The 14,495-nt window shown below is 65.3% G+C and carries 14 protein-coding genes; 10 read left to right on the top strand and 4 right to left on the bottom strand.

Translation table 11 applies throughout. The annotated features are described in order from the left end of the window. The first annotated feature begins 52 nt into the window (after positions 1–52). From RS899_RS10405 to RS899_RS10395, 3 genes are all read left to right on the top strand, one after another. Positions 53–556 (top strand): GNAT family N-acetyltransferase, encoded by a 504-nt coding sequence (locus RS899_RS10405; protein ID WP_054909242.1) that lies wholly within the window; start codon positions 53–55, stop codon positions 554–556. A 108-nt stretch (positions 557–664) separates the two neighbouring features. Continuing rightward, positions 665–1,108 carry a nuclear transport factor 2 family protein gene (locus tag RS899_RS10400; protein WP_024765792.1) on the top strand — a complete coding sequence of 148 codons (444 nt, stop codon included), beginning with the start codon at positions 665–667 and terminating at the stop codon, positions 1,106–1,108. Positions 1,109–1,175: 67 nt separating this feature from the next. Then, positions 1,176–1,688 carry a thioredoxin family protein gene (locus RS899_RS10395; protein ID WP_315809841.1) on the top strand — a complete coding sequence of 171 codons (513 nt, stop codon included), beginning with the start codon at positions 1,176–1,178 and terminating at the stop codon, positions 1,686–1,688. A gap of 227 nt (positions 1,689–1,915) precedes the next feature. On the opposite strand, the gene RS899_RS10390 is transcribed toward RS899_RS10395, so the two are convergent. Continuing rightward, positions 1,916–4,321 (bottom strand): TonB-dependent siderophore receptor, encoded by a 2,406-nt coding sequence (locus RS899_RS10390; RefSeq protein WP_315809840.1) that lies wholly within the window; start codon positions 4,319–4,321, stop codon positions 1,916–1,918. 484 nt (positions 4,322–4,805) lie between these two features. Continuing rightward, complete coding sequence (locus tag RS899_RS10385) at positions 4,806–5,714, bottom strand: LysR family transcriptional regulator (protein WP_315809839.1); 909 nt, start codon at positions 5,712–5,714, stop codon at positions 4,806–4,808. A 131-nt stretch (positions 5,715–5,845) separates the two neighbouring features. Here RS899_RS10385 and RS899_RS10380 point away from each other — a divergent pair, with 131 nt between their 5' ends. From RS899_RS10380 to RS899_RS10355, 6 genes are all read left to right on the top strand, one after another. Then, on the top strand, positions 5,846–6,580 hold the full coding sequence (locus RS899_RS10380; RefSeq protein ID WP_315809838.1) for an SDR family oxidoreductase: 735 nt from the start codon (positions 5,846–5,848) through the stop codon (positions 6,578–6,580). A gap of 31 nt (positions 6,581–6,611) precedes the next feature. Next, positions 6,612–6,827 carry a tautomerase family protein gene (locus RS899_RS10375; protein ID WP_045207268.1) on the top strand — a complete coding sequence of 72 codons (216 nt, stop codon included), beginning with the start codon at positions 6,612–6,614 and terminating at the stop codon, positions 6,825–6,827. A gap of 110 nt (positions 6,828–6,937) precedes the next feature. Beyond that, entirely contained in the window at positions 6,938–8,134 is a 1,197-nt protein-coding gene (locus RS899_RS10370; protein WP_315809837.1) for an MFS transporter, read from the top strand. A gap of 58 nt (positions 8,135–8,192) precedes the next feature. Next, the gene (locus RS899_RS10365; protein ID WP_233298412.1) at positions 8,193–8,705 is read left to right on the top strand and encodes a DUF2938 domain-containing protein; all 513 of its coding nucleotides are present in this window, start codon (positions 8,193–8,195) and stop codon (positions 8,703–8,705) included. Between the two features lie 51 nt (positions 8,706–8,756). Next, a complete protein-coding gene (locus tag RS899_RS10360; RefSeq protein WP_315809836.1) occupies positions 8,757–10,454 on the top strand; it encodes a response regulator in 1,698 nt (565 codons plus the stop codon). Between the two features lie 253 nt (positions 10,455–10,707). Further along, entirely contained in the window at positions 10,708–10,953 is a 246-nt protein-coding gene (locus RS899_RS10355) for a hypothetical protein (RefSeq protein WP_233298414.1), read from the top strand. Positions 10,954–11,058: 105 nt separating this feature from the next. On the opposite strand, the gene RS899_RS10350 is transcribed toward RS899_RS10355, so the two are convergent. Continuing rightward, positions 11,059–12,504: a SulP family inorganic anion transporter gene (locus RS899_RS10350; protein ID WP_315809835.1), complete on the bottom strand. Its 1,446-nt coding sequence runs from the start codon at positions 12,502–12,504 to the stop codon at positions 11,059–11,061. A 100-nt stretch (positions 12,505–12,604) separates the two neighbouring features. Then, positions 12,605–13,168, bottom strand: coding sequence for a TetR/AcrR family transcriptional regulator (locus RS899_RS10345; RefSeq protein WP_169939155.1), 564 nt, complete (start codon positions 13,166–13,168; stop codon positions 12,605–12,607). A 170-nt stretch (positions 13,169–13,338) separates the two neighbouring features. Here RS899_RS10345 and RS899_RS10340 point away from each other — a divergent pair, with 170 nt between their 5' ends. Beyond that, complete coding sequence (locus RS899_RS10340; protein ID WP_054909253.1) at positions 13,339–14,490, top strand: MexC family multidrug efflux RND transporter periplasmic adaptor subunit; 1,152 nt, start codon at positions 13,339–13,341, stop codon at positions 14,488–14,490. The last annotated feature ends 5 nt before the right edge of the window (positions 14,491–14,495 follow it).

The raw sequence follows: 14,495 nt of genomic DNA, 5'->3' as shown, positions 1-14,495 counted from the left end.
GCGACAATGGCGGTCACGCGCCCTCCTCCGACTCGCCGCGAGCCTCCCGACCATGAACGATCTTTCCATCCAGCTGGTGCAGGCCGGCCCCGAGCACCAGGACCTGATCCGCAATCTCTACCAGTACTACGCCTACGAGTCATCGGACTGGGAGGACGAGGACGTGGAAGTCGACGGCCGCTTCTACATCCACGAAGAGCACCTGGCGCGCTACTGGAGCGAGCCGGAGTGGAGCGCCAACCTGATCCTCGCCGACGGCTTCATCGCCGGCTTCCTGCTGGTGGAAGGCAGCGAGTTGCCCGGCATCGATGCGCTGGAGCTATCGGACCTGTTCGTCCTGAAGAAGTACCGCCGCCTCGGTATCGGCCGCGCGCTGGCCAACCAGGTGCTGCTGGGCAATCCGGGGCCCTGGCTGGTGCGTTTCTACGCACAGGACGAAGTCGCGGCAGCTTTCTGGAAGGCCGTATTCGCCGACCTGCCGCGCCCGGTGCAGAACGTCGAGCCAGGAGACGATCCGCAGTTGATGAGCTACCTGATCAACCCGGCCACGCACTGATGGGCTGTACGCCAGGATCAGTCTTCTGTCATTTCCGATCATTGAGCGACTCGCCAACCCGGCCGTATCGTCCTGAGTGAACAACAAGAACCCTCAGGAGGTATTCCCGTGACCGCACTGAACCTGCATCCCCAGGCCGCCGCTTCCCTGGCCAGCTGGCACCAGATGGTGGCTGCCAAGAACCTGTCCAACCTGCCGCAACTGCTGGCGCCCAACGCGGTGTTCCGCTCGCCCATGGCGCACACGCCCTACCCCGGCGCCCCGGTGGTCTCGACCATCCTCAACACCGTGCTGCAGGTGTTCGAGGACTTCACCTACCACCGCGAACTCGCCACCGGCGACGGCCTGAACGTCGTGCTGGAATTCAGCGCCACCGTCAGCGGCAAGGAGCTCAAGGGCATCGACATGATCCGCTTCGACGAAGCCGGCAAGATCGTCGAGTTCGAGGTCATGGTCCGCCCGCTCAGTGGCCTGCAGGCCCTGGGCGAGGAAATGGGCCGGCGCCTGGCACCCTACCTGGCGGCAGCCAAGGCGCAGGCCGCGAAAGCCTGACGGACGGATTGCCGGCCACGGGGATTTCTGCTGGGATGAGCCCATCACCCGTTTCAAGGAAATCCCCATGGCCTCCTATGAGGAACTGTTCGCCATCGGCGAAGACTTCGACGCCTTCGTCGCCCACGGCCTGCCCGACGAGATCGCTGGCGTCCGCAAGGTCCAGCAGCAACTGGCCAAGCCCGGTTCGATCAGCGCCGAAACCCTGCGCCGCATCCAGGCCATAGAGGGCCACTACCGCCTGCTGATCGCCGGCGAGATGTGGTGCCCGGACTGCCAGATCAACGTCACCGTGATGGACCATCTGCAGCGCCTGCAACCCCGTGTGGAGCTGGCCGTGATCACCAAGGGCCGCGCCGAGGACGACCTGCGCGAGCGCATGGCGCTGGACCGTATCCTGATTCCTGTGGTGCTGGTGCTTGATGGAAATTTCCAGCCAGTGGGGCGCTTCATCGAACGGCCGCTGGAAGTGATGGCCGGTGGCGATGCACTCAAGCCGGCCTACCGCGCGGGCGAGTATCTGGAGAGCACGCTGCGCGACCTGCTCGATCTGTTTGAAAAAGCCGAGGGCCGCGCCTGACCCCCTGCTTGCAGATAGGTAGGGCGCATAACCTGGAACAGGTTATCCGCCGGCACTTTGCGGCGGATAACGCTGGCGCGTTATGCGCCCTACGGCGCTGCCGGAAAGGCAATCGTAGGATGGGTATCGCTTCGCTCCACGCCATCCTACAAAGGCACCGAAGGCCTGTAAGCCGAAAGCAAGAAAAAGCCCCGCGATGCGGGGCTTTTCCGTTCAGGCCAGGCGGATCACATCGAGTACTTCACCGTGAACATCAGGTTGCGCGGCTCGCCGTAGTTGAGGTTGCCGAAGCTGATCCCGCTGTAATAGTACTTGTCGAAGATGTTGTTGAAGTTGACCCGGGTGTCGATGTTCTCGTTGACCTTGTAGCCAAGCATGGCGTTGGTCACCGTGTAGCCGCCCTGCTGGAAGCCGGTGGTGGTGTCCTCGGTCTGGCTCTGGGTCACCAGGTTGCCGCCGACGCGCCATTGGTGCAGTTCACCCGGCAGGGTGTAGCTGGTGGCGAGCTTGAACAGGTGGCGCGGCTTGCTCGGGTCGAACTGTTTGCCGACGTTGTCCTCGTTGCTGTCGTGCTTGTACTTGGCATCGACGTAGGTGTAGCCGGCCATGGCCTGCCAGTTCTCGGTGATGGCACCGCTGACTTCCATGTCCACGCCCTGGCTGCGCACCTTGCCCGAGGCGCGCGAGCAGTAGATCGAGGTTGGCGAACTGGGGCACGGCGAGGGGCCGCTGGTGTCGTCGGTGGCGCGGTTTTCCTGGTCGATCTGGAAGATCGCGAGCTGGGTGTTCAGCGCACCGCCGAAGTGCTCGCCTTTCAGGCCGATCTCGTAGTTCTTGCCGGTGATCGGGTCGAGCAGGCTGCCGCTGGCGTCGAAATTGCTCTGCGGCTTGAAGATGTCGGTGTAGCTGGCATAGACCGAGTACACGTCGTTCAGGTCGTAGACCACGCCGGCGTAACGGGTGACGTTGCGGGTGACCTTCTGGGTGCCGGTGTCGTTGTGCGGGTCGGCTTCGTACCAGTCCAGGCGCCCGCCGAGGATGACCTTCAGCGGGTCGGCGACGTTCAGGCGGGTGGTGACATAGGCGCCCTTCTGCTCCTGGTCGAGCTTCATGTTCCAGAGGCTCATGTCGATGTTCGGCTTCTGCACCGAGCCCGGGTCCCATTTCGTCGGGTCGAACGGGGTCACTGGCGAGCCATCGTTGTAGGTCAGGTCACCCCAGCCGCCGTGGCCGTCGAAGCGCTCTTCACGGTAGCTGCCGCCGAACACCAGCTCGTGCTCGCGGCCAAAGGCCTGGAACGGGCCATTGGCGAAGGCGTCGTAGCTCTGGTGGTCGTCGGTGTAGGCATATTTTCCCGGCCCCATGGTCATGGTCGGGCAGCCTTCGGTGTAGTAGCAGCTGTTGTACAGGCCGAGCATGTCGATGCGCGCCCACAACTTGTCGGCGGCGACCTTCATCTGCCAGCCGTTGTCGAAGCGGTGCACCACGTCGCCGAACAGGTGGGTGGTGGTGGTATCCCAGTAGGACCAGTCGGCGCCGTAGTAATCGGAGCGCTTGAGGTCCAGGTGGCGGCCGCCGAGCGGCGCCGGCAGGCCCACCCAGTTGTCGTTCTTGTTGTCGTTCTGGTAGGACGCGCCCAGGGTCAGGGTGGTGTCCGGGTTCAGGTCGGCTTCGGTGATGCCGTAGAGCACGCCGCGCTCGCCGCTGACCACGTCCTGGAAGCTGTCGCGGGTCTCGTAGGCGGCCACCGCGCGGCCGCGCAGGGTGCCTTCGCTGTTCAGCGGGCCGGAGACGTCGACCTGGCTGCGGTAGCGGTCCCAGGTTCCGGCGCTGCCTTCCAGGCTCATGTGGAAGTCCTGGGTCGGGCGCTTGCGCACCATGTTGACGGCAGCGGCCGGGTTGCCGGCGCCCTGCATCAGGCCGGTGGCGCCGCGCACCACTTCGACGCGGTCGAACATTGCCAGGTCGGCGGCGCTGATGACGTCCTGGGTGTAGGTGGAAATACTGGTCGCCAGGCCGTCGTACATGATGTTGTCGACGTCGAAGCCGCGCGCCGCGTAGCTCACGCGGGCCGGGCCGTACTGCTGCACGGTCATGCCGGTGACGCCGCGGATCGCGTCGTCGAGATCCTGCATGTTCTGGTCTTCCATCTGCTGGCGGGTGACCACGCTGACCGACTGCGGCGTCTCGCGGACGGTCAAGTTCAGCTTGGTGGAAGTCTGCATCACACCGGTGGTGTAGGAGCCGGTGCCTTCGGTGGTGCCGGGCGCCACGCTGGCGGCACCGACGATTTCGGTCGCGCCCAGGTCGACGCTGTCGTTGCCCGCCGCCTTGCTGCGCACGGTGCCGCTGACCTGCGCGCTGTTGCCGTCGACCGTGCCTTGCAGGCCGCTGTCCGCCAGCAGACGGTCGAGCGCCTCGCCCCGCTCCATGTTGCCCTTGAGTGCCGGCGCGCCAACCTTGGCGACCTGGGCACGATCATAGGAAATCCGCATTCCGCTTGCGGACTGCAATTGCTCCAGGGAAGCGGCCAGGGGCTGCTTGGGCAGGTCGATGGCCACGGGGGCGGCGACCGCGGAGAGAGCAAAGGTGGAGAGACCGAGCAGGAGCGCTCCCGACGCTACGTCTTTCATCTGCTGAAGGATCCTTGGTGCGAGGTTTTGCGCTCTGTCGGCGCAATGACTCGGGTTGGCGAATGCCAGCGTGGTGGGACGCCGGCGGGGAGCCAAAGTGTATGCAGATGTAAATTATCTGTAAATGCGAATTGTTTGTATCTTAAATCGTATCGATAGCACCCTGTCTTCGCCCTATCCGACGCTGCACCATCATGCAAAAACGCTGCGGCTCGGCACGGTGTGGGGGCGGACTCTTTCCACGATGGCTTCGCCCAACTCGTGGTCGATCAGTGCGCTTGCTCTTCGATCGAGGACAGAGTCCTACACAGGTGACTCTGGGTGCTTGGCAATGCCCTCACCCTCTCCCGGAGGGAGAGGGGACGGTTCGGTGCAGGATGAAACTTCGGCGTCAGCGGGAACGGACGGCTCCCTCTCCCTCCGGGAGAGGGCTGGGGTGAGGGGAAAGTATCGGCACGGATTCACCGGAAGAAGACAGTTGCTCCTACGCACGCGTCTCCAGCATGAACTCGATGAAAGCCCGTACCCGCGACGGCACATGGCGCGCATGGGGGTAGATCAGCAGGAATGGCCGTGTCGTCTGGCCGTATTTCTTCAGCACTTCCACCAGATCGCCGCGCCTGAGTTCCTCCTCCACGGTGAAGCGATAGGCCTGCATCAGCCCTCCCCCACACTTGGCCAGGGTGGCGGTGGCCAGGTAGTCCTCCAGCACCGTGAGACTGCCGGACGTCTCGATCTCGACCGGCTTGCCGTCGACCAGGAACGACCAGGGCACGCGCCGCCCGGTACTGGGCAACTCGAACTGGATGCACTCGTGGTGAACCAGTTCCTCCGGCGTCTGCGGTGTACCGGCGCGTGCCAGGTACTCGGGCGTGGCGACGATCACGTTCTCCGCGTCTTCCAGGCGCCGCGCCACCAGGGTGGAATCCGCCGGGTCACGGCCACGGATGGCCAGGTCATAGCCCTCGTTGGCGAAGTCGATATTGCGGTTGCTGACATGCACATCCACCTGCACCTGCGGGAAACGCCGGCGGAACTCGGGCAGCAGCGGAAACAGCCGGTAGTGCGCGTAGGGCGTGGGCACGCTGATGCGCAGGCGGCCGGACACGACGATCTGGCCGCCGCTGACAGCGCGCTCGGCGTCCACCAGTTGGGTCAGCGCCTGGCGGCATTGCTCGAAGTAGTTGCGGCCGTCATCGGTCAGGCGCATCTGCCGCGTGGTGCGCACGAACAGCCGCGCGCCCAGGCGCTCCTCCAGCCGCGCCACCGAGCGGCTGACTGCCGCCGGGGTGATTCCGGCCTCGTTGGCGGCAGCGGTGAAGCTGCCGGTTTCCGCGGCAAGGCAGAACAACTCGATGCTGCCCAGTTGCAGATCGTCGAAGTGGCGCGTCATGGCACGGCTCAATTGATTACATGAAGTATCAATTCAAATGCCATGGGCCTCATTTTTCAAGCAGCGAATGCAGCCTAGATTGGCCTCCAAGACGCGGGCACACCGCCCGCCCCACTCTCGGAGAATCCACCATGAGCAAGACCGTCATCGTCACCGGCGCCTCCAGCGGCCTCGGCTTCGCCATCGCCCGCGCCTACCTGGAGCGCGGCTACAACGTGGTCGGTAACGCCCGCACCCAGGCGCGCCTGGAGGAAGCGGCGGCGAAGCTGGGCAACCCGCACAACTTCCTCGGCGTGGCCGGCGACATCGCCCGGCCGGAAACCGCCAGCCGCCTGTTCGCCCAGGCCATCGAAGCCTTCGGCCGGGTGGACATCCTGATCAACAACGCCGGCATCTTCATTCCCAAGCCCGTCATCGATTACACCGAGGAAGAGGTCAACGCCATCGTCGGCACCAACCTGATGGGCTTCTTCTACCCGTCCCAGGCGGCCGCACGGCATATGTCGGCCAATGGCTCCGGGCACATCGTCACCGTCACCGCGTCCATCGCCATGCAGCCCAACGTGAAGGTCCCGGCGTTGCTGCCGGTGCTGATCAAGGGCGGCCTGAACAGCGCGGTGCGCGGCCTGGCCCTGGAGCTGGCAGCGTCCCAGGTACAGGTCAACGCCGTGGCGCCGGGGATCATCGAGACGCCGCTGCACGCCAATGACGAAGGCACCCACACCTTCCTCCGCAGTTTGTCCCCCAGTGGCCAGATCGGCAGCCCGCAGGATATCGTCGACGCCGTGCTCTACCTGACCGACTCGACCTTCGTCAGCGGCACCATCCTCAACGTCGACGGTGGCTCCACCACCGGCGTCTGGTAACTCGTCACTCGAACAACAACGGAGAACCGCAATGCCCTATGTGAACATCCAGGTCACCGACGAAGGCGTCACCGCCGACGAACGCCGCCAGCTCATCGAAGGCGTCACCGAACTGCTCGAACGCGTGCTGCGCAAGCCGCCGTCCACCACCTACGTGGTGATCCAGGAAATCGCCACCGACAGTTGGGGCGTGGGCGGCAAGACCGTCGCCGAGCTGAAGGCCCAGGGCAAGCACGGCAGCAGCTGACCCAGCGGGCACGCCGGGGGCTCGCCAGGGCCTCCGGCGCTTGCCATGCACCAAGCTGGTGCTGATAGGATCGGGAGCCCACCCGCTCCTCTCGACAGCCGAGGCATGGAATGCTCGCCGCCCTCAAGCGTTACCCGCTACAGGTCAACCTGCTGCTCGGCGGCACCTTCCTGCTGACCATGGGCCGGGCCATCACCCTGCCCTACCTGGTAATCTATCTCTCCACCCGGTTCGGCCTGCCGGTCAGCCGCATCGGCCTGATCATGGGTGGCGCATTGTTCGGCGGCTCGCTGCTCAGCCTCTATGGCGGCTTCCTGATCGACCGGATGCCCGGCTTTCGCCTGATCCTCGGCTTCGGCAGCTGCTTCGTCGCCGCCTTCGCCGGCATGCTGCTGACCAGCCAGCTGTGGCTGTTCTTCCTGTTCCTGCTGGGCTTCAACTTCGCCTACTCGGTTACCGACGTGGTGGTGAAGACCATCTTCGGCCGCCTGTTGCCCGCCGGCGAGCAAGGCCGCGCCTTCTCCATCCGCTACACGCTGATCAACCTCGCCTACGCCATCGGCCCCTTCATCGGCGCGGCCCTGGCGCAGTGGCACGCGCATGTTCCCTTCGTCGTCTCCGCGGCCCTGGGCGGCCTGTTCCTGCTGGCCTTCCTGCGCTACGGCGACCGTGGCATGCGCCCGGCGCAAGGGGTAGCGCCGCCGTCCTTCATCGCCGTGATGGCCGTGCTGGCGAAGGACCATCGGCTGATGTCCTTCACCATCGGCGGCGTGCTTACCGCCGTGGTGTTCGGCCAGTTCTCCGCCTACCTGTCCCAGTACCTCGTGGCCACCGGGACGGCGGAGTATGCCTACCAGGTGATCCAGACCCTGCTCGGGGTGAACGCGGTAACGGTGATCGCCCTGCAATACCTGCTGGGCAAGCGCATCGGCAACGAGCACCTGCAGCGCTGGCTGATCGTCGGCCTGGGGTTTTTCGTACTCGGCATCGCCGGCTTCGGCCTGTCCCACAGCCTCTGGCACTGGGGACTGGCGATGGTCGTATTCACCCTGGGCGAGATCATCGTGATCCCGGCCGAGTACATGTTCATCGACCGTATCGCCCCGGCGCACCTGCGCGGCGTGTACTACGGCACGCAGAACCTGGCCAACCTTGGCGGCGCCTTCGGGCCGATCCTGGTGGGCTGCTTCCTGGCGCTGTTCGCCCCGCACTGGGTGTTCGTCATGCTCGGCGCCTTCATCGTCGGCGGCGGGGTGTTCTATGTGATCGGCTCGAATCTGAGCCGACGCAGCCCCAGCGGGTCTTGACCTCAAGTCCACTTGAACCGGGATGCTGGGCTCCCTCGACTCGCTCAAGGAGCCCCGCATGCCCTACTCCCTCGTTACCCTGCTGCACATCGCCGCCATCGGCATCGGCGCCACCCTGCTGATGGACGGCTGGAGCATCCTGCGCAAACGCCTGCTGGGCATGCCGTCGCTGGACTATGCGCTGGTCGGCCGCTGGGTCGGCCACATGCCGCGCGGGCAATTCCATCACGCCGCCATCGGCAAGGCCGAGCCGATCGCCGCTGAGCGCGCACTGGGCTGGTTAGTGCATTACCTCACCGGCATCCTGTTCGCCGCGCTGCTGATCGGCGCCGCCGGCCGTGACTGGCTGTGCGCGCCAACGCTGCTGCCGGCGCTGGTGCTCGGCCTGGCCACTGTCCTGCTGCCCTTCCTGCTGATGCAACCGGCGTTCGGCCTGGGTATCGCCGCCGCGAAAACAGCCCATCCCGGCAAAGCTCGCTTCCACAGCGCCCTCACCCACCTGATATTCGGCGCAGGGCTGTACCTGGCCGCACAGATCGGCCTGCTGTCACCGGTTGCCTGCGCCAACTGAATCGCCGGACTACCCTTGCAGCGAACCTATCGCCGCGCAGGAAGCCAGCGAATGAGCCGAATCCTCATTGCCGATCCACAACCCTTCACCCGTGCCGCCCTGCGCCAGCGGCTGGTCGCGGCCGGGCATGAGGTGGTCGGCGAAACAGGCGACGGCCGCGAAACACTGGCACTGGTGCAGCGCCTGCACCCGGACCTGCTGGTGCTCGACCTGGACCTGCCGCGCCTGGGTGGTGTGGAGCTGCTACGGCGCTTCGGCGGCGCGGCGCCGCGGCAGCAAACGCTGGTGTTCACCAACCTCTCGGGGGCCTATTACCACAGCCTTTGCCTGCAAGCTGGCGCGTCCGGCTTCGTCCACAAGAGCGACCTGCCCGAAGAATTCGACGAGGCGGTGAGGCTGGTGCTCAGCGGGCGCAAGGTGTTTCCCGCGCGATTACCCGACGTACTGGCCGACAGCGGCGGGCAAAGCATCACGGCGGAAAGCATCACCCCGCGCGAACTGACCGTGCTGAAGTACCTGGCGCAGGGTTATCGGGTCAAGGACATCGCCGAACAACTGGCGATCAGCGATCGAACAGTCAGCACCTACAAGACCCGCCTGCTGGAGAAGACCCAGACCGACTCGCTGATCGACCTGGTGCAGGCCGCCAGGCAGCGCGGCCTGCTGGACGACGGCGTGATCCGCGGCCTAACTGCCGCGCCGAGTACGCCGCCAGGCACGCCGGACGAATTGGTGCAGGTGCTGGAGATACTGCCCAACGCCGTCAGCCTGTGGAGCGTCGAAGGCCGGCTGCTGGCCTGCAACCAGCGCTTCGCCGAAATTCACCAGCAGAGCGAAGCGCAGTTGCTGGGAGCGGGCATCTTCGAGCAGGGCAAGGTCAACCCGCAGCGGGTCCGGCAGGCACGCCAGGAGTTCCTCAAGGGCGCCGCATCGGGGGAGCACTTCAGCCTGATCGTCGACCTGCAGGACGGGGAAGATCAGCGGATCATCCGCTTCATCGGCGTCCCCATGAAAGAAGCGTCGGGCAAGCTGATCGGCGTGCTCGCCTCCTATGTCGACATTACCGAGCATGAGCGCTACGTCGAACGCCTGCAGGAGTCCAAGGCCTATCTTGAATCCCTCTATACCAGCCGATCGGGATTCCTGCTGTCCTCTGGCGAGGAGCTGCTCGCCGAAGTCGGGGCGCTCGACGACCTGCTGGCAACCAGCCGCGCCCGGTATCCGCAGGACCCGGAACTGAATCAGTCCTCGGCGCACATGGCCAGGATGCGCGACAAGATCGACGTGCTACTCGAGCTGGTTCGGCTGGAGCAAGGCAGCGTGCTGACCGTCCCGCAGTCGGAGAATCTCAACAGCCTGACCCGAGACACCTTGCACGCCACCCACCCGCTTACGAGCCTGGTTCCCAGCGCCGAAGAACACTGGGGATGGATCGATCCGAACCGCTATCGGCAATTGCTCAACGTCCTGCTGCGCTGTTTCGACACTGCCGGTTTGCCGCCGCTGAAGGTGATTGCCGACAGCTCCACGCTGCCCCACGGCGAAGTGGAATGGCGCCTGACGCTCACGGCCGAGCCGCACGCTGATGTGCAGCCGCAGCTGGTCAACCTCAATCGCCAGGCACGGCTGCGTCTGGCACAGCGACTCTGCCAGCTGCTCGGCGGTGAACTATCGGTCGGTAGCGAGACGCAGCAGGAAGTCGCGGGCTTGATCCAGCTCAAGCTTCCCAAGGGAACTCCCCGCTTCTAGTGCCCCCACTACAGCAGGATCAGTCGCCCCCGATGGGGTGCACGAGTGCCTGGCCCGATGCTTGCGCCGTAGACTACCAGACCCTGCCAGCCTGACCGGCGGTCTCGGCATTCAGAAATCCTTCGATGGTGAGTGCCTCAGCCACGAAGGCATCCTGAGCATCAAGGTGGAATTCTGAACTTCAGCAGCCCGGCCAGCGAGGCGCCATCAAGGCGTCTCGCCACTTCTGTTCACTTTCAATTCGGAGAGCGTCATGCAACACCACGAAATCAACATTCTGCGCAAGGTGCGCACCTCATCCTTCAACAACGAGGTCGCCGCCGAACTGCTCCGCGAGCTGTGCTCCTGCAACGTCACCGACGAACAGGCCCGACGCATCCGCTGCGCCGCCCGCCAACTGCTGCTGGATGCCGACGCGCTCGAATGCGTCTGGCAGGAGCTCAACGGCAAGTCCGACCAGAATTGCCTCGTGAACCATCCTGCGCCGGCAACGCCTTGATCCTGCTCACGGTCACGTTCGCCCCTGCTGGTTCAGGCGTGCAGAAGCAGACTCCGGCAGCGATGGCCATCCGGCCGTGCCCTGGTCGCCCTTCCGCCCCGCCACTCAGGCGTGCTGCGCGCCGGCTCGCTTGAGCAACTGCTTGCAGCGCTCGGACAGGTGCACCACGCGCAAATGCTTGCCGGCCTTGGCGTAGCGCTCGCGCAGGGTCATCAGCGCCGCGATGGCCGAGTAATCGACGAAGCTCAGGTGCGCGCAGTCCAGGGTGACCTGCTGCGGGTCGTTCGCCGGGTCGAACTGGTTGAGGAAGGGCGTGGTGGAGGCAAAGAACAGCGTGCCGTGGACGCGGTAAAGCTTGCTGCCATCCGATTCGTCGTGGATATCCGCGTACAGCTCGCGGGCATGCTTCCAGGCGAAATCCAGTGCCGCCAGGATGATCCCGCAGAACACTGCCATGGCCAGGTCCGTGGCAACAGTGATGGCGGTCACCGCGATGATCACCAGCACATCGCTCAGCGGCACCTTGTTGATCACCCGCAGCGAAGCCCAGGCGAAGGTCTGCTGGGACACCACGAACATCACGCCCACCAGCGCCGCCAGCGGGATGCGCTCGATCAAGGGTGAGAGGAACAGCACGAACAGCAGGATCATCACCCCGGCGGCCACGCCCGAAAGCCGGCCACGGCCGCCGGAGCTGAGGTTGATCACCGTCTGGCCGATCATCGCGCAGCCGCCCATGCCGCCAAACAGACCGGAAACGATGTTCGCCCCGCCCAGCGCCACGCACTCGCGGTCCGGGAAGCCACGGGTCTGGGTGATCTCGTCGGTGAGGTTGAGGGTCAGCAGGGTTTCCAGGATGCCGACCATGGCCATCAGGAAGGCATAGGGCGCGATGATCCGGAGGGTTTCCAGGTTCCAGGGGATGTCCGGCAGCGCGAACACCGGCAGGCCGCCGGCGATGTGCGCCATGTCGCCCAGGGTGCGCGTCGGCAGGCCCAGCAGGTAGACCAGCAGGCCAACCCCGAGGATCGCCACCAGCGCCGGCGGTACCGCGCGGGTCAGCTTCGGCAGCAGATAGACCACCGCCATGGTCAGCGCCACCAGGCCCAGCATCACGTAGAGCGGATTACCGCTCAGCCAATGCTCGCCGTCCTTGAAATGCTCCAGTTGCGCCATGGCAATGACAATCGCCAGGCCGTTGACGAAGCCGAGCATCACCGGGTGCGGCACCATGCGCACCAGTTTGCCCAGGCGCAATACGCCGAACAGGATCATCACCACACCACCGAGCAGCACCGTGGCCAGCAGGTACTGCACACCGTGCTGCACCACCAGCGCGACGATCACCACGGCCATCGAGCCCGCAGCGCCGGAGACCATGCCGGGACGGCCGCCGAACAGCGCGGTGAGGGTGCAGAGGATAAAGGCGCCGTACAGCCCCATCAGCGGGTTGAGATGGGCGACCAGGGCAAAGGCGATGCACTCGGGCACCAGCGCGAAGGACGTGGTGAGTCCGGCCAGGACATCGGCACGCAGGCGGGCGGGTTTCATTTATCTACTCGGAACGGGGACTTCGAAGGGCCGGCAATGGTACGGAAAACCGCCCTGCCCAGCCACCCGCCAGTCCCGCGCCATTCCCTGCACCGCAGGTTCAGGTAGGGGTCTTGACCAACGCCCCGTTGAGGAACAACTGCTCCAGCACATGGGCGGAGCTGGAGCTGGCCGCGCGGCCATAGCGCTCGGCGTCGACCATGCCGTAGAGCATGGAGAGGAAGAGTTCGGTGAACACGGCGGCGGTGATGTCGATGCGGAACCTGCCGCTCTGCTGGCCGCGCAGGAAGAAGGCATCCACCGCCTCGGTGTAGTAGCCCCAGCGCTCGGTGGTCGCCTGCATGTCGAGGTTTTCCGCGCGGTACTGGAACAGCAGGAAGTTCAGCATGTCGCGGTGCCGAAGGTGCTCGGCGATGAGTTGGCGCAGCGCCTCCAGGGGTTCTGCCTGTTGCAGCTGCGAAGCCTCGAGGATCTGCCGGATCACCACATGGCCATAGTCCTCGAGCATCTCCATCAGCCCGTCGCGGGTACCGCAGAAGCGATGCAGCGTGGCCTTGCTCACCCCCGCCGATTCCGCCAGCTCCTTGAGCGTCGCCCGTGGGCGGTCGACGATGGCGACGGCCAGCGCCTTGAGCAGACGTTCATCGTGGGCGGAGAGAGTCATTCGGAGCCTCGTGTCAGGTGGCAGATCGTCTCATTGTGCAGAAAAAGACCTCTCTTTTGAAAGGTCATGACACATTTTATACACCATAGAAGCAAATGAGACATTATTGACTCATTTAGAGTTTGAAAGGATCATACGCACCTTTCCAGATAGACAGACCCGGGTGAATCATGGGCAGGTTGCGTGCAGTAGGGACAATCAGTGCGTTGGTGGCAGCGCTGGCGCTGGCGGGTTGCGGACAATCCGGCGAACCTCAGGCGGCCGCCGAAACGGCACGCCCGGTGGATGTGGTAGCGGTCGCGACCGAACCCCTCACCCTGACCTCGGAGTTGCCGGGGCGCATCGAGCCGATGCGCGTCGCCGAAGTGCGGGCGCGGGTGGCGGGCATCGTGGTGCAGAAACGCTTCGAGGAAGGCGCCGACGTCAAGGCCGGTGACCTGCTGTTCCAGATCGACCCGGCGCCGCTGAAGGCCGCCGTGTCCCGCGCCGAAGGCGAACTGGCGCGAGCCCAGGCCGCGCAGCAGGAAGCCCAGGCTCGGGTGAAGCGCTACGAGCCGCTGGTGAAGATCGAAGCGGTCAGCCAGCAGGACTTCGACACTGCCACCGCCGACCTGCGCAGTGCCCAGGCGTCCGTGCGCTCGGCCCAGGCCGACCTGGAAACCGCGCGCTTGAACCTGGGCTATGCCTCGGTCAAGGCGCCGATCTCCGGGCGTATCGGCCGCGCGCTGGTGACCGAAGGGGCGCTGGTCGGCCAGGGTGACGCCACGCTGATGGCGCGTATCCAGCAACTCGACCCGATCTATGCCGACTTCACCCAGCCGGTGGCCGATGCCCTGCGCCTGCGTGAAGCGCTGAAGAGCGGCAACCTCCCCGCCGGCCAGAGCCAGGCGCTGAGCCTGCGCGTGGAAGGCACCCCGTACGAGCGCCAGGGCGAACTGCTGTTCACCGATATCTCGGTGGATCGCGGCACCGGCCAGGTTTCGCTGCGCGGCAAGTTCGACAACGCCGATGGCCTGCTGCTGCCCGGCATGTACGTGCGCGTCACAGCCCCGCAGGGTACCGACGCCAAGGCCATCCTCGTGCCGCAGCGCGCCGTGCAGCGCGCCACCGATGGCACCGCCCACGTGCTGGTGATCGGCGCCGAGAACCGTGTCGAGACGCGCCAGGTACAGACCGGCGCCATGCAGGGCGCGCGCTGGCAAATCAGCCAGGGCCTGGCCAGCGGCGACCAGGTGATCGTCGGCGGCCTGACCGGCCTGCAGCCCGGCGCCAAGGTCGAGGCCCGTCACGCCCCTGAGCAACAGCAGGCGTCGCGCCAGTAAGGCAG

This window comes from Pseudomonas sp. C9-3, assembly GCF_032392015.1.
GTDB lineage: Bacteria > Pseudomonadota > Gammaproteobacteria > Pseudomonadales > Pseudomonadaceae > Pseudomonas > Pseudomonas nitroreducens.
The sequence above is the reverse complement of the archived record's forward strand: the minus strand, read 5'-3'. Positions and strand labels throughout refer to the sequence as shown.

Excerpts from the sequence above, each read along its gene's own strand:
- RS899_RS10370 (WP_315809837.1), top strand. The coding sequence starts at position 6,938 with ATGCTCGCCGCCCTCAAGCGTTACCCGCTACAGGTCAACCTGCTGCTC.
- RS899_RS10405 (WP_054909242.1), top strand. The coding sequence starts at position 53 with ATGAACGATCTTTCCATCCAGCTGGTGCAGGCCGGCCCCGAGCACCAG.
- RS899_RS10395 (WP_315809841.1), top strand. The coding sequence starts at position 1,176 with ATGGCCTCCTATGAGGAACTGTTCGCCATCGGCGAAGACTTCGACGCC.
- RS899_RS10390 (WP_315809840.1), bottom strand. The coding sequence starts at position 4,321 with ATGAAAGACGTAGCGTCGGGAGCGCTCCTGCTCGGTCTCTCCACCTTT.
- RS899_RS10360 (WP_315809836.1), top strand. The coding sequence starts at position 8,757 with ATGAGCCGAATCCTCATTGCCGATCCACAACCCTTCACCCGTGCCGCC.
- RS899_RS10380 (WP_315809838.1), top strand. The coding sequence starts at position 5,846 with ATGAGCAAGACCGTCATCGTCACCGGCGCCTCCAGCGGCCTCGGCTTC.
- RS899_RS10345 (WP_169939155.1), bottom strand. The coding sequence starts at position 13,168 with ATGACTCTCTCCGCCCACGATGAACGTCTGCTCAAGGCGCTGGCCGTC.
- RS899_RS10340 (WP_054909253.1), top strand. The coding sequence starts at position 13,339 with ATGGGCAGGTTGCGTGCAGTAGGGACAATCAGTGCGTTGGTGGCAGCG.
- RS899_RS10385 (WP_315809839.1), bottom strand. The coding sequence starts at position 5,714 with ATGACGCGCCACTTCGACGATCTGCAACTGGGCAGCATCGAGTTGTTC.
- RS899_RS10375 (WP_045207268.1), top strand. The coding sequence starts at position 6,612 with ATGCCCTATGTGAACATCCAGGTCACCGACGAAGGCGTCACCGCCGAC.
- RS899_RS10355 (WP_233298414.1), top strand. The coding sequence starts at position 10,708 with ATGCAACACCACGAAATCAACATTCTGCGCAAGGTGCGCACCTCATCC.
- RS899_RS10350 (WP_315809835.1), bottom strand. The coding sequence starts at position 12,504 with ATGAAACCCGCCCGCCTGCGTGCCGATGTCCTGGCCGGACTCACCACG.
- RS899_RS10365 (WP_233298412.1), top strand. The coding sequence starts at position 8,193 with ATGCCCTACTCCCTCGTTACCCTGCTGCACATCGCCGCCATCGGCATC.